The organism is Streptomyces sp. NPDC001822 (genome assembly GCF_042892135.1).
Classification (GTDB): domain Bacteria; phylum Actinomycetota; class Actinomycetes; order Streptomycetales; family Streptomycetaceae; genus Streptomyces.
Genome location: NZ_JBIATW010000005.1, coordinates 165,240 through 179,149 on the forward strand (window position 1 = coordinate 165,240; position 13,910 = coordinate 179,149).

10 protein-coding genes are annotated in these 13,910 nt (G+C 69.3%); all 10 read left to right on the forward strand.

The features are described from left to right. The first annotated feature begins 75 nt into the window (after nt 1-75). The 10 genes from ACFYY2_RS14035 to ACFYY2_RS14080 all read left to right on the forward strand — a co-directional run bounded on the left by ACFYY2_RS14035 (nt 76) and on the right by ACFYY2_RS14080 (nt 13,900). Nucleotides 76-867: a GNAT family N-acetyltransferase gene (locus ACFYY2_RS14035; RefSeq protein WP_388741677.1), complete on the forward strand. Its 792-nt coding sequence runs from the start codon at nt 76-78 to the stop codon at nt 865-867. Between the two features lie 363 nt (nt 868-1,230). Continuing rightward, nucleotides 1,231-2,604 (forward strand): crotonyl-CoA carboxylase/reductase, encoded by a 1,374-nt coding sequence (gene ccrA / locus ACFYY2_RS14040; protein WP_388741680.1) that lies wholly within the window; start codon nt 1,231-1,233, stop codon nt 2,602-2,604. A gap of 8 nt (nt 2,605-2,612) precedes the next feature. Next, complete coding sequence (locus ACFYY2_RS14045; protein ID WP_388741684.1) at nt 2,613-4,625, forward strand: protein meaA; 2,013 nt, start codon at nt 2,613-2,615, stop codon at nt 4,623-4,625. After that, on the forward strand, nt 4,622-5,617 hold the full coding sequence (locus tag ACFYY2_RS14050) for an HpcH/HpaI aldolase/citrate lyase family protein (protein ID WP_388741687.1): 996 nt from the start codon (nt 4,622-4,624) through the stop codon (nt 5,615-5,617). The genes ACFYY2_RS14045 and ACFYY2_RS14050 overlap by 4 nt, the downstream gene beginning before the upstream one ends. A 1-nt stretch (nt 5,618) precedes the next feature. Next, complete coding sequence (locus ACFYY2_RS14055) at nt 5,619-6,152, forward strand: MaoC family dehydratase (RefSeq protein WP_388741690.1); 534 nt, start codon at nt 5,619-5,621, stop codon at nt 6,150-6,152. After that, nucleotides 6,149-7,363 carry an acyl-CoA dehydrogenase family protein gene (locus ACFYY2_RS14060; protein ID WP_388741692.1) on the forward strand — a complete coding sequence of 405 codons (1,215 nt, stop codon included), beginning with the start codon at nt 6,149-6,151 and terminating at the stop codon, nt 7,361-7,363. Before ACFYY2_RS14055 ends, ACFYY2_RS14060 begins: the two co-directional genes overlap by 4 nt. A 181-nt stretch (nt 7,364-7,544) precedes the next feature. Further along, nucleotides 7,545-8,192, forward strand: a complete 648-nt coding sequence (locus ACFYY2_RS14065) for a phosphatidylserine decarboxylase (RefSeq protein WP_329041759.1) — start codon at nt 7,545-7,547, stop codon at nt 8,190-8,192. Further along, nucleotides 8,179-9,030 (forward strand): CDP-diacylglycerol--serine O-phosphatidyltransferase, encoded by an 852-nt coding sequence (gene pssA / locus ACFYY2_RS14070; protein ID WP_388741695.1) that lies wholly within the window; start codon nt 8,179-8,181, stop codon nt 9,028-9,030. Before ACFYY2_RS14065 ends, pssA begins: the two co-directional genes overlap by 14 nt. Nucleotides 9,031-9,183: 153 nt before the next feature. After that, nucleotides 9,184-11,319 carry a SpoIIE family protein phosphatase gene (locus tag ACFYY2_RS14075; RefSeq protein WP_388741698.1) on the forward strand — a complete coding sequence of 712 codons (2,136 nt, stop codon included), beginning with the start codon at nt 9,184-9,186 and terminating at the stop codon, nt 11,317-11,319. Between the two features lie 223 nt (nt 11,320-11,542). Beyond that, complete coding sequence (locus tag ACFYY2_RS14080; RefSeq protein ID WP_388741701.1) at nt 11,543-13,900, forward strand: discoidin domain-containing protein; 2,358 nt, start codon at nt 11,543-11,545, stop codon at nt 13,898-13,900. The last annotated feature ends 10 nt before the right edge of the window (nt 13,901-13,910 follow it).

Genomic DNA, 13,910 nt, shown 5'->3' on the forward strand with positions numbered 1-13,910 from the left:
CCCCGAACCCGCGCGCTGACGCCTCCGGATGGAAACCCGGTGGTCGGGCCGGTGCGGACGTGCTCGGATGCGCCCATGGAATCCGATGAGATGCTGGCCGTGTTCGACCGCGAGATGCGCGAACACGCCCGACCCGACGGTCCCGGCACACGGGTCGGGCGAGTGGGTGACGTCGTACGGCAGACCGGCGGCGCCGACGACTGGAACGGCGTGCTGTGGACGGCCCCCGGCCTGTCCCGGGACCGCGCCGAGGTGGAGATCGCGGCCCAGGTGGAGCACTACACCGCCCTGGGAATCCCTGAGTTCGAGTGGAAGCTGTACGCACACGACAGCCCGCCGGACCTCGGCGCACTCCTGTCGGCCGCCGGATTCGCGGCGGAGCCGCCGGAGACCCTGCTGGTCGCCCCGGTGGCGGACCTGGTCGCGCCCGTGGAGCTCCCCGAGGGCCTGACGCTGCGGCGGGTGACGGACGCGGCCGGGGTGGAGCTGATGGTCCGGGCCCATGAGCTGGCGTTCGGCACGGACGGTTCGCGGCTGCGGCACCGGACCCTGGCCGGGCTCGCGGACGCCCCGGACACGTTCGTCGCCGTGGTGGTGACGGCCGGTGACGAGCCGGTGAGTTCGGCGCGGATGGAGATGCACCCGGGAACCGGCTTCGCCGGCCTCTGGGGAGGCGGCACGGCGGCCCCCTGGCGGGGCCGGGGCGTCTACCGCGCACTGGTCGCCCACCGGGCCCGGATCGCCGCGGAGCGCGGCTACCGCTTCCTGCAGGTCGACGCGACCGACCAGTCCGCCCCGATCCTCCGGAGGCTCGGCTTCACCGCCCTCGGCACGACGACGCCGTACGTGTACCGCACCACGCCGTAGAGCCGCCAGCCATGGGATCAACCGGGCATACCGGCCATGATGTTGCTCATGCGTGCCTACGAGATGACAACTGAGAGAAATTGTTGGCACTGGGTGCCTTGCCACCTGTCACGGAGTGCCATACGTTGAAGGAGTCCGGGCGGCCGGCGTGCAGAGATCTCTCGTACGCCGGCTGTCCCCGCAGACCACGTGTCCGCGCGCCCGGGCGCCTGCGTCACAGGCAAACCCTTCTGCTCCACCGAGCAGGCCCAGCACCACCCGCCGAACCGACGGCACACCTCCACACCGCACCGCTCCCCTGTCCATAGGGGTCCCTCCGGCGTTCCCTCGACGCCGGAGACCCGATCTGCCGGAGGCATCACCGTGAAGGAAATCCTGGACGCGATCCAATCGCAGGACAGCACGGCCGCGGACTTCGCGGCCCTGTCCATCCCCGAGTCGTACCGCGCGGTGACCGTGCACAAGGACGAGGCGGAGATGTTCGCCGGGGTCGCCAGCCGCGACAAGGACCCGCGCAAGTCCCTCCACGTCGAGGACGTGCCGGTGCCCGAGCTCGGCCCGGGCGAGGCCCTGGTCGCCGTCATGGCCAGCTCGGTGAACTACAACTCCGTCTGGACCTCCATCTTCGAGCCGGTCTCGACCTTCGGCTTCCTGGAGCGCTACGGCAAGCTCAGCGACCTCAGCAAGCGCCACGACCTGCCGTACCACGTCATCGGGTCCGACCTGGCGGGTGTCGTCCTGCGCACCGGCCCGGGCGTCAACGCCTGGAACCCGGGCGACGAGGTCGTCGCGCACTGCCTCTCGGTCGAGCTGGAGTCCTCCGACGGCCACAACGACACGATGCTCGACCCCGAGCAGCGCATCTGGGGCTTCGAGACCAACTTCGGCGGCCTGGCCGAGATCGCGCTCGTGAAGTCCAACCAGCTGATGCCGAAGCCGAAGCACCTCAGCTGGGAGGAGGCCGCGTCCCCGGGCCTGGTCAACTCCACCGCGTACCGCCAGCTCGTCTCGCGCAACGGCGCCGGCATGAAGCAGGGCGACAACGTGCTGATCTGGGGCGCGAGCGGCGGACTCGGCTCCTACGCCACGCAGTTCGCGCTGGCCGGCGGGGCCAACCCGATCTGCGTCGTCTCCAGCGACCAGAAGGCGGAGATCTGCCGGAAGATGGGCGCGACCGCGATCATCGACCGCAACGCCGAGGGCTTCAGGTTCTGGAAGGACGAGCACAGCCAGGACCCGCGCGAGTGGAAGCGCTTCGGCAAGCGCATCCGCGAACTCACCGGCGGCGAGGACGTGGACATCGTCTTCGAGCACCCGGGCCGCGAGACCTTCGGCGCGAGCGTCTACGTCACGCGCAAGGGCGGCACCATCGTCACCTGCGCGTCGACCTCGGGCTACAACCACGAGTACGACAACCGCTACCTGTGGATGTCGCTGAAGCGCATCATCGGCTCGCACTTCGCCAACTACCGCGAGGCGTGGGAGGCCAACCGCCTGATCGCCAAGGGGAAGATCCACCCGACGCTCTCCAAGGTCTACTCCCTGGAGGACACCGGCCAGGCCGCCTACGACGTGCACCGCAACCTCCACCAGGGCAAGGTCGGCGTCCTCGCGCTCGCCCCCCGGGAGGGCCTCGGCGTGCGTGACACGGAGCTCCGCGAGCAGCACGTCGACGCCATCAACCTGTTCCGTGACGCGTCAGCGGAGCGGGCCATTCCATCCAGCCGCAACGTCTGAGGTCCACCATGACCGAACGTCAGAAGGACCGTCCGTGGCTCATGCGGACCTACGCCGGTCACTCGACCGCCGAAGCGTCCAACGAGCTCTACCGGCGCAACCTCGCCAAGGGCCAGACGGGTCTCTCGGTCGCCTTCGATCTGCCCACGCAGACCGGCTACGACCCGGACCACGTCCTCGCCCGCGGCGAGGTGGGCCGGGTCGGCGTGCCCGTCTCGCACCTCGGTGACATGAGGCGGCTGTTCCAGGACATCCCCCTGGAGCAGATGAACACCTCGATGACGATCAACGCCACCGCCATGTGGCTGCTGGCGCTCTACCAGGTGGTCGCCGAGGAGCAGGGCGCCGATCCGGACAGGCTCCAGGGCACGACGCAGAACGACATCGTGAAGGAGTACCTGTCCCGGGGGACGCACGTCTTCCCCCCGGGCCCGTCGCTGCGACTGACGACGGACATGATCACGTACACGGTCAACCGCATCCCGAAGTGGAACCCCATCAACATCTGCAGCTACCACCTGCAGGAGGCGGGAGCCACCCCGGTCCAGGAGATCGCGTACGCCATGTCGACCGCCATCGCGGTCCTCGACGCGGTACGCGACTCCGGCCAGGTGCCCGAGGAGAGGTTCGGCGACGTCGTCGCCCGCATCTCCTTCTTCGTGAACGCGGGCGTCCGCTTCATCGAGGAGATGTGCAAGATGCGCGCCTTCGGCCGCATCTGGGACCAGGTCACGCGGGAGCGGTACGGCATCGCGGACCCGAAGCAGCGCCGCTTCCGCTACGGCGTGCAGGTCAACTCCCTGGGGCTGACCGAGGCCCAGCCCGAGAACAACGTCCAGCGCATCGTGCTGGAGATGCTGGCCGTCACCCTCTCCAAGGACGCCCGCGCCCGCGCCGTGCAGCTGCCCGCCTGGAACGAGGCCCTCGGGCTGCCGCGCCCGTGGGACCAGCAGTGGTCGCTGCGCATCCAGCAGGTGCTCGCTCACGAGAGCGACCTGCTGGAGTACGAGGACATCTTCGCCGGTTCGCACGTCGTCGAGGCCAAGGTGGACGAGCTCGTCACCGAGTCGCTGGCCGAGATCGACCGGATCCAGCAGATGGGCGGCGCGATGGCCGCCGTCGAGTCCGGGTACCTCAAGTCGGAGCTGGTCTCCTCGCACGCCGCCCGGCGTGCCCGGATCGAGGCCGGCGACGAGAAGATCGTCGGCGTCAACGTCTACGAGACCACCGAGCCCAACCCGCTGACCGCCGATCTCGACGCGGCCATCATGACCGTGGACCCCGAGAACGAGGCCAGGGTCGTGGCCGCGCTGGACGAATGGCGCGACAACCGCGACGAGGCGCGCGCCACCGAGTCGCTGACCGCCCTGAAGAAGACCGCGGCGGGCACCGGGAACATGATGGAGGCGACCGTCGAGTGCGCCCGGGCGGGCGTGACCACGGGCGAGTGGGCCTGGGCCCTGCGCGACGTCTTCGGCGAGTTCCGGGCGCCCACGGGCGTCTCGTCCGCGCCGGTGGCGGTCACCGCCGAACCCGGCACCCCGCTCGCCCTGGTGCGCGAGAAGGTGTCCCGCACCGCCGGCGACCTCGGAGTGGGGCGGCTGCGCCTGCTGGTCGGCAAGCCGGGCCTCGACGGGCACTCCAACGGCGCCGAGCAGATCGCCGTGCGCGCCAGGGACGCGGGCTTCGAGGTGGTCTACCAGGGCATCAGGCTGACGCCCGAACAGATCACGGACGCCGCGCTGGCCGAGGACGTGCACTGCGTGGGCCTGTCCATCCTCTCCGGCTCGCACGCCGAGCTCGTACCGGACGTGCTGAACCGGCTGCGCGAGGCGGGCGCCACGGACATCCCGGTGATCGCCGGCGGCATCATCCCGCAGGCCGACGCACGGGCCCTCATCGAGGCCGGCGTCGCCGCCGTCTTCACCCCGAAGGACTTCGGCATCACCGAGATCATCGGCCGTATCGTCGACGAGATCCGGAAAGCGAACAAGCTCGACCCACTGGAGGTCCCCGCATGACCACGCCCAGCCCGTCGCCCGCCACCACCCCGGCCCCCGTGAACCGTCTGCGCCCGCGCCGCTCCTGTCTGGCCGTGCCGGGGTCGAACCCGCGGTTCCTGGAGAAGGCCCAGGGCCTCCCGGCCGACCAGGTGTTCCTGGACCTGGAGGACGCGTGCGCCCCGCTCGCCAAGGAGGGCGCGCGGCACCACATCGTCGACGCGCTCAACGACGGCGACTGGACCGGCAAGACCAGGGTCGTCCGGGTGAACGACTGGACGACCCACTGGACCTACCGCGACGTCATCACGGTCGTCGAGGGCGCGGGCCAGAACCTCGACTGCATCATGCTGCCGAAGGTCCAGGACGCGCAGCAGGTCGTCGCGCTGGACCTGCTGCTCACCCAGATCGAGAAGACGATGGGATTCGAGGCCGGCCGGATCGGCATCGAGGCGCAGATCGAGAACGCCAAGGGCCTGGTGAACATCGACGACATCGCCGCCGCCTCACCGCGTCTGGAGACCCTGATCTTCGGCCCCGCCGACTTCATGGCCTCGATCAACATGAAGACGCTGGTCGTCGGCCAGCAGCCGCCCGGCTACCCGGCGGACGCGTACCACTACATCCTGATGCGCATCCTGATGGCGGCCCGTACGCACGATCTCCAGGCGATCGACGGCCCGTTCCTTCAGATCCGCGACGTGGACGCCTACCGCGAGGTCGCCGGCCGCGCCGCGGCGCTGGGCTTCGACGGCAAGTGGGTGCTGCACCCGGGTCAGGTGGACGCGGCGAACGAGGTGTTCTCGCCCTCGCAGGAGGACTACGACCACGCCGAGCTCATCCTGGACGCCTATGACTGGTGCACGTCCGAGGAGGGCGGCAAGAAGGGTTCCGCGATGCTCGGCGACGAGATGATCGACGAGGCCAGCCGCAAGATGGCGCTGGTCATCGCGGGCAAGGGCCGCGCGGCCGGTATGCAGCGCACCTCCAAGTTCGAAGCCCCGGAGGCCTGAAATGCAGTTCGGCCGCACTTTTGAGGAGTTCGAAGTCGGTGCCCTCTACAAGCACTGGCCCGGGAAAACGGTCACCGAATACGACGACCACCTCTTCTGCCTGCTGACCATGAATCACCATCCGCTGCACATGGACAGCAATTACGCCGAGAAGACGACCGATTTCGGCAAGAACGTCGTCGTGGGCAACTACATCTACTCGCTGCTGCTCGGCATGTCGGTACCGGACGTCTCCGGCAAGGCGATCGCCAATCTGGAGGTGGAATCGCTGAAGCACGTCGCGCCCACCTTCCACGGCGACACGGTCTACGGCGAGACGACCGTGCTCGGCAAGACCCCGTCGAGGTCCCGGAGCGACCGCGGCGTCGTCCACGTCGAGACGAGGGGCTACAAGCAGGACGGCACGCTGGTCTGCGTGTTCCGCCGCAAGGTGATGGTCCCCACCGAGACGTACATCAAGGAGCGCGGCGGCGAACAGCCCGGCCGCCCGGAGCCGGTCCAGCCGCCGCAGAAGAACGTGGAGAAGCAGCCATGAGCCGACTCGCGCAGACCGCCGGACTGACGGACGTCCAGCAGGAAATCCTCTCCACGGTCCGTGGTTTCGTCGACAAGGAGATCATCCCCGTCGCGACACAGCTGGAGCACCGCGACGAGTACCCGACGGACATCGTCGAAGGGCTCAAGGAACTCGGCCTGTTCGGGCTGATGATCCCCGAGGAGTACGGCGGCCTGGGCGAGTCGCTCCTCACCTACGCGCTGTGCGTCGAGGAGATCGCCCGCGGCTGGATGAGCGTGTCGGGCATCATCAACACGCACTTCATCGTGGCGTACATGCTCAAGCAGCACGGCACGCAGGAGCAGAAGGACACCTTCCTCCCGCGCATGGCGCTGGGCGAGGTGCGCGGCGCGTTCTCGATGTCCGAGCCGGCGCTGGGGTCCGACGTGTCGGCGATCTCCTCGAAGGGCGTCCGCGACGGCGACGAGTACGTCCTGGACGGCCAGAAGATGTGGCTCACGAACGGCGGGACGTCCACGCTCGTGGCCGTCCTCTGCAGGAGTGACGAAGGTTACTCCCCCGAAGAGGCGGCCGCCGCGCCGCACAGGTCCATGACGACCTTCCTGGTCGAGAAGGAGTCGGGCTTCGGCGAGGTCCGCCCCGGACTCACCATCCCCGGGAAGATCGACAAGATGGGCTACAAGGGCGTCGACACGACCGAGCTCATCATGGACGGACTGCGCATTCCGGCCAATCGCGTGCTGGGCGGCACCACCGGCCGAGGTTTTTACCAAATGATGGACGGTGTCGAGGTAGGACGGGTGAATGTCGCCGCACGTGGCTGCGGTGTCGCACAACGTGCATTCGAACTGGGTGTTTCGTACGCCCAGCAGCGCCAGACCTTCGGAAAACCGATCGCCCAGCACCAGGCGATCCAGTTCAAACTGGCCGAAATGGCCACCAAGGTCGAAGCGGCCCATGCGATGATGGTCAACGCAGCACGCAAAAAGGACTCCGGGGAGCGGAACGACCTGGAGGCAGGGATGGCGAAGTACCTCGCCTCCGAGTACTGCAAGGAAGTCGTCGAGGACGCCTTCCGTATCCACGGCGGCTACGGCTTCTCCAAGGAGTACGAGATCGAGCGCCTCTACCGTGAGGCACCGATGCTGCTGATCGGTGAAGGTACCGCCGAGATCCAGAAAATGATCATCGGTCGCCGGCTGCTCGAGGAGTACCGACTCCAGGGCTGATTGTCCCCTTCGAGATGATTTGGTGGCGAAGAACATCACACCCGGTCAACCTCGTCCGGAGCCTTTCAGCTGTCCGACTCGGCTGCTGGCTTGCCCAGTTGCCGCTCGCACCCGATAGCATCGCCGGAAAGCCGCCGTCCCCCCGTTGCCAGCGCGGCATCATCCGCTACGAAGGTCATCCATGCCCGACAGTCAGAACTCTGCATCCCGCGGCGGGGTCCGCCTTGCCCGCGGAGCATCGCCGTGGCTCCTCCCGACCGTCGCAACCGCGGCGCTCAGCCTCGCCCGGGCCCGCCGGTCCGGGCGCTGGGCGGCCGTGGCCGTGCCCACCACCGCGCTCGCGGCGGGCATGCTGTGGTTCTTCCGCGACCCCGAGCGCGAGATCACCCAGGGCCGCGTCATCTCGCCGGCCGACGGCGTGGTGCAGAGCATCATGCCGTGGAAGGACGGGCGCACCCGCGTCGCGATCTTCATGAGCCCGCTGAATGTTCACGTCAACCGGGCCCCCCTGGCCGGCACCGTGACCTCCGTCGAACACATTCCGGGCGGGTTCGTTCCGGCGTTCAACAAGGAGAGCGAGAACAACGAACGCGTTGTCTGGCACTTCGACACCGAGCTCGGCGACATCGAGATGGTGCAGATCGCGGGAGCGGTCGCCCGTCGCATCGTCCCCTACATCCCGCAGGGTACGAAGGTGGAGCAGGGCGAACGCATCGGTCTGATCCGCTTCGGCTCGCGCGTCGACATCTACCTTCCGGAAGGTGTCGAGGTCGCGGTCGAGGTCGGCCAGGCCACGACCGCGGGGGTGACTCGAATTGACCGTAGTTGATCCTGAGACGCAGGCCGGCTGGGTGCCGGAGGCCGAGGAGGACGACGCCGAGGACATGCCGCTCTCGTTGCGGCTGTCGATAGCGGACACCCTCACCCTCGGTAACGCCACGTGCGGCTTCATGGCGGTGTACTTCACCACCACGGGGATCCTCATCCCGCACCTCACCGGCAGTGACGAGTCGGGTATGGCCCGGCACTCCGCGGCCAGCGCCGTGATCCTCATGCTGCTGGCGGCGGTGTTCGACCTGTTCGACGGGCTCGTGGCCCGCAAGCTGCGGTCCTCGCCGATGGGCGCGGAGCTGGACAACCTCTCCGACCTGATCAGCTTCGGCCTCGCACCGGCGTACTTCGTGCTGGTGTACGGCATGGTCGCCGACGACGCGCATCAGCGCGTGTCGGCGCTCGCGGCGATCGTGGTGCTGCTGGCCGTGGTGCTGAGGCTCGCCAGATTCTCCTGTGTGACCTTGAAGGACGGCATGTTCCAGGGCATGCCGAGCCCCTTCGGAGCGCTGACGGTCGTCTCGATCGTGCTCCTGGAGCTGCCCTTCGTGCCGACGCTGCTCGCCATCGTCGGAGTGGCGTGGCTGATGGTCAGCCGGGTCGAGTACCCCAAGCCCCGGGGTGTCCTCGCGGTGGCCATGCTCAGCTGGATCGTCTCCGCGATGGGGCTGCTCGCCGCCTGGGCGTTCGACGCACCGGGTGGCCAGCTGCTCCTGCAGACCGGCTGTGCGCTCCAGGTCGTCCTGGGAGCGGTGATCCCGCTCTTCGCCACGGCGCGGCGGGTGAACACCTTCCGTGACAACAGGCGCGAGGCACGGGCGGCGCAGCTCCCGTAACCACCTGTGACCCTGTGAAAGGGCCCGGATGCTCCCCGGCATCCGGGCCCTTTCGCGTACCCGGGGCCCGCACGTGCCCGCCGGCTCACTGTCCGCACACGCCGTGCGGGGCAGCGGGTGCGGGGCAGCTGGTCCCGGGGGACGCTGGAGAACGTGCAGGACCACGCGGCACCTGTCGCCGCCACCGATCCGGGTACGGAGCTGCTGGACGGCGCCGTGGCCCGTCTCGTGCGGGACTCCGGCGCCTCCGTGGCCATGCTGTACGTGCTGCCGGGGAAGGGCACGACGCTGCACCTGACGGTGCTGGCCGGGGCACCGGCGCAGCTCGCCGCCCTGTGGACCAGGGTCCCGCTGTCCGCCCCCATGCCGGTGGCCGACGCCGTGCGCCTGCGCTGTCTGATCTGGCTGGGCAGCCAGGAGGAACTCGCCCGACGCTATCCGCGTACGGCTCTCGTCCTGCCCTACCGCTTCGCGCTCTGCGCCGCCCCCGTCCGTACCGGCGCCGCCGACCGGGGCGGAGTGGTCCTGCTGTGGCCCGGCTCCCACTCACCGGAGCTGTCGTCCCAGGAGCGCCGGGCCGTCGTGGCGGGCTCCCACTCCATCGGCATGATTCTGCAGCAGGCCGAGAGCAAAGGCACCCCGGTCCTTCCCGGCGCCCAGCCGCGGGTGCTTCCCCGGCCGGAACCGGAGCCGCCCGGACCGGCCGAGGGCATGGCGGCCGCGGAGTTCGTCCAGCGACTGCCCGGAGGGAGCTGCGCGCTGGCCATGGACGGTTCGATCACCTACGTCAACGACGCCGCCTCGGCGCTGCTGGGGGCCCGGGCCGAGGACATGGTGGGGACGCTGCCCTGGGTGTCACTCCCCTGGCTGGACACTCCGGCCGTCGAAGACCACTATCGAGCTGCCGTCATCGGCCGCCAGCAGACGTCATTCACCGTGCTGCGGCCCCCGGACCGGTGGCTGACCTTTCACCTCTTCCCGGACAACACCGGCATCAGCGTCCGGATCATCCCCACCGCGAAGCCCGGTCCCACGGACGATCCGGCACCTCCGCTGCCCCCGATCTCGGCCGTCCCCAGCCGGGCCGGCGCGCTGTACCACTTGATGCACCTGGCGGCTACCCTCACCGAGGCGGTCACCACCAAGGACGTGATCGAGCTGGCCGGCGACCAGCTGATGCCCGCGTTTCGGATCCAGACCCTCGTGGTGATGACGTCGGCGGAGGGGCGGCTCCGCGTCGAGGGCGGCCGGGGCAGCCGGCCGGGGCTCATGGATCGTTTCGACGGCGCACCGCTCACCTCGGGGACGCCGGCGGCACACGTGCTGATGACCGGAAGCCCCGACTTCTACGCGAGCTTCGACGAGCTGCGGCGCGCCTATCCCTCCGCGGACCTGCGCGACGCCGTCGCCGCGTGCGCCTTCCTGCCGCTGATCGCCTCCGGGCGGCCCATCGGCTCGCTGGTCCTGGCCTACGAGCGGCCCCATCCGTTCGGCGACGAGGAGCGTGCCCTGCTGACCTCGATCGCCGGACTGCTCGCCCAGGCGCTCGACCGGGCCCGCCTCTACGACGCCAAGGACCGGCTGTCGCACAGCCTTCAGGCCCATCTGCTGCCCCAGACCCTCCCGGACGTCCCCGGTCTGGACGTCGCGGCCCGCTATCTCCCCTCGACCCGCGGCATGGGGGTCGGCGGGGACTTCTACGACCTGATCCGGCTCGACGAGGACAACGTGGCCGCGGCCATCGGTGACGTCCAGGGGCACAACGAGAACGCGGCCGCGCTGATGGGGCAGGTCCGCACCGCCGTGCACGCCTCGGCGGGCGCGCCGCCCGACGAGGTGCTGGCGCGCACCAACCGGCTGCTCACGGACCTGGATCCCGGGCTGTTCACCAGCTGTCTGTACGTCCATCTCGATCTGGCCGGGCGGCGCGCGGTCCTGGCCACCGCCGGTCACCCGCCGCCGCTGCTGCGCCAGCCGGACGGCCAGACCCAGGCACTGCGTCTGCCGCCCGGGGTCCTCCTCGGCATCGACCCCGCGGCCCGCTACCCGACGGCGGAGGTGCCCCTGCCCCTGGGCGCGGCCCTCGCCCTGTTCACCGACGGTCTCGTGGAGGCCCCGGGCGTGGACCTCGACGACGCCACCGCGGACCTGGCCGAGCACTTCGCCCTCGCCCTGGACCAGGACATGGACTCCGTCGCCGACACGCTCGTGCGCTACGCCCGGGGGGCCACGCCGGGCACCGACGACATCGCCCTGCTGCTCATCAACGCCTTGCGGCCGGAGAGCTGACGGCGGCTCCCGCCGGACACCCGGACCGGCCGTCCGCGCACATGGCGGCCCTCCACTTCCCGAAGACGTAGGGCCGTGCTGTCCGCTCAGTATTCACGCACACGAGTCACTTATTTGAGCGATGAAGACGAAATCTTGCGCAGCCCCGTGGACTTCTTTACTCCGGTACTCCTAGCCTGTGGGGCGTCCGAAGAGCCCCTCGAGCCGCAAGGACGTCCCACACGTGACCCCACCACTCCCAGGACCGCGTCTGTTCAGACGTTCCCTGTCCGCCTCCCTCGCCGTCGCACTCGCCGCCGCGGGCACCGCCGCCGCGGTCGTGCTGGCCGGCGCTCCCCCCGCCCAGGCCGCGGCCGTGCCCGCCCCGTCGCCCGTCGGGATATCCGGTCGCGGCGCCACCGTCCCGTTCAAGGAACAGGAAGCCGAGTACGCCGCCACCAACGGCTCCCTGATCGGCCCGAACCGCCTGTACGGCACGCTGCCGTCCGAGGCGTCGGGCCGCCAGGCCGTCACGCTCGACGCCGCGGGCGAGTACGTCGAGTTCACGCTCACCGCACCCGCCAACGCGATGACCTTCCGCTACTCGCTGCCGGACAACGCGGCGGGGACGGGCCGGGACGCCTCCCTCGACCTGCGGGTCAACGGCTCCTCGCTGAAGAGCGTGCCGGTGACGTCGAAGTACGGCTGGTACTACGGGGGCTACCCCTTCAACAACAACCCCGGCGACACCAATCCGCACCACTTCTACGACGAGACCCGCACCATGTTCGGGTCGACCCTGGCCGCCGGCACGAAGGTCAGGCTCCAGGTCACCTCCACCGCCGCCTCGCCGACGTTCACCATCGACCTGGCGGACTTCGAGCAGGTCGCGGCACCGATCGGCAAGCCTTCGGGGGCGCTGGACGTGGTGAGCGACTTCGGGGCCGACCCGTCGGGCGCCGCGGACTCCACCGCGAAGATCCAGGCGGCGGTCGACGCGGGCCGCACCCAGGGCAAGGAGGTGTACATCCCGCAGGGCACCTTCAAGGTGCAGGACCACATCGTCGTCGACAAGGTCACCCTGCGCGGGGCGGGCCCCTGGTACAGCGTGCTGACCGGCCGTCACCCCACGGACCGCAGCAAGGCGGTCGGCGTCTACGGCAAGTACTCGGCGCAGGGCGGCAGCAGCAACGTCAGCCTCAAGGACTTCGCCATCATCGGCGACATCCGTGAGCGCGAGGACAACGACCAGGTCAACGCCATCGGCGGGGCCATGTCCAACTCGGTCGTCGACAACGTCTGGATGCAGCACACCAAGTGCGGCGCCTGGATGGACGGCCCGATGGACAACTTCACCATCAAGAACAGCCGGATCCTGGACCAGACCGCCGACGGCGTGAACTTCCACTACGGCGTCACGAACTCCACGGTGACCAACACCTTCGTCCGCAACACCGGTGACGACGGTCTGGCCATGTGGGCGGAGAACGTCCCGAACGTGAAGAACAAGTTCACGTTCAACACCGTGATCCTGCCGATCCTGGCGAACAACATCGTCACGTACGGCGGCAAGGACATCACGATCTCCGACAACGTCATGTCGGACACCATCACCAACGGTGGCGGCCTGCACATCGCGAACCGGTACCCGGGAGTCAACTCGGGCCAGGGCACGGCGGTCTCGGGCACGCACACCGCGGCCCGCAACACCCTGATCCGCACCGGGAACAACGACTACAACTGGCGCTTCGGCGTCGGCGCGATCTGGTTCAGCGGACTCAACGAGCCGATCAACAACGCGACCATCAACATCACCGACAGCGAGGTCCTGGACAGCTCCTACGCCGCGATCCACCTGATCGAGGGCGCCAGCAACGGACTTCACTTCGACAACATCAAGATCGACGGCGCCGGCACGTACGCGCTCCAGATCCAGGCCCCGGGCACGGCGTCCTTCAACAAGGTCGTCGCCACCCACATCGCCCAGTCCAACCCGATCCACAACTGCGTCGGCAGCGGCTTCCAGATCACCCAGGGCACCGGCAACTCGGGCTGGTACTCCAACCCGCCCGCCTGCACGGGTGTCTGGCCCGACCCGGTGTGGACCAACGGCGGGGTCCCCGGCGGCGGCAACCCCACCGACCCGACCGATCCCACGGACCCGACGGATCCGCCCGAGGAGACCGGCAACCTCGCCCAGGGCCGCCCGGTCACCGAGACGAGCCACGCCGACGTGTACGGCGCGGGCAACGCGGTCGACGGCAACGCCAACAGCTACTGGGAGAGCGCCAACAACGCCTTCCCGCAGTCCGTCACCGTGGACCTCGGCGCCGCCAAGGCGGTCAAGCGGCTCGTCCTGAAGCTGCCGCCGGCCGCGGCCTGGGCGACCCGTACCCAGACCGTCGGCGTCACCGGGAGCACCGACAACTCCACGTACAGCTCGCTGAAGGGGTCGGCGGGTTACACCTTCAACCCGTCGAGCGGCAACACCGCGACGGTGACCCTCACGGGTACACCGGTCCGGTACCTGCGGCTGACGTTCACCGCCAACACGGGCTGGCCGGCCGGTCAGCTGTCCGAACTGGAGGCCTACACCTCCTGACCGCACACAC

Coding starts and splice junctions, on each gene's coding strand:
- ACFYY2_RS14035 (WP_388741677.1), top strand. CDS start 76: ATGGAATCCGATGAGATGCTGGCCGTGTTCGACCGCGAGATGCGCGAA.
- ACFYY2_RS14045 (WP_388741684.1), top strand. CDS start 2,613: ATGACCGAACGTCAGAAGGACCGTCCGTGGCTCATGCGGACCTACGCC.
- ACFYY2_RS14050 (WP_388741687.1), top strand. CDS start 4,622: ATGACCACGCCCAGCCCGTCGCCCGCCACCACCCCGGCCCCCGTGAAC.
- ACFYY2_RS14055 (WP_388741690.1), top strand. CDS start 5,619: ATGCAGTTCGGCCGCACTTTTGAGGAGTTCGAAGTCGGTGCCCTCTAC.
- ACFYY2_RS14060 (WP_388741692.1), top strand. CDS start 6,149: ATGAGCCGACTCGCGCAGACCGCCGGACTGACGGACGTCCAGCAGGAA.
- ACFYY2_RS14065 (WP_329041759.1), top strand. CDS start 7,545: ATGCCCGACAGTCAGAACTCTGCATCCCGCGGCGGGGTCCGCCTTGCC.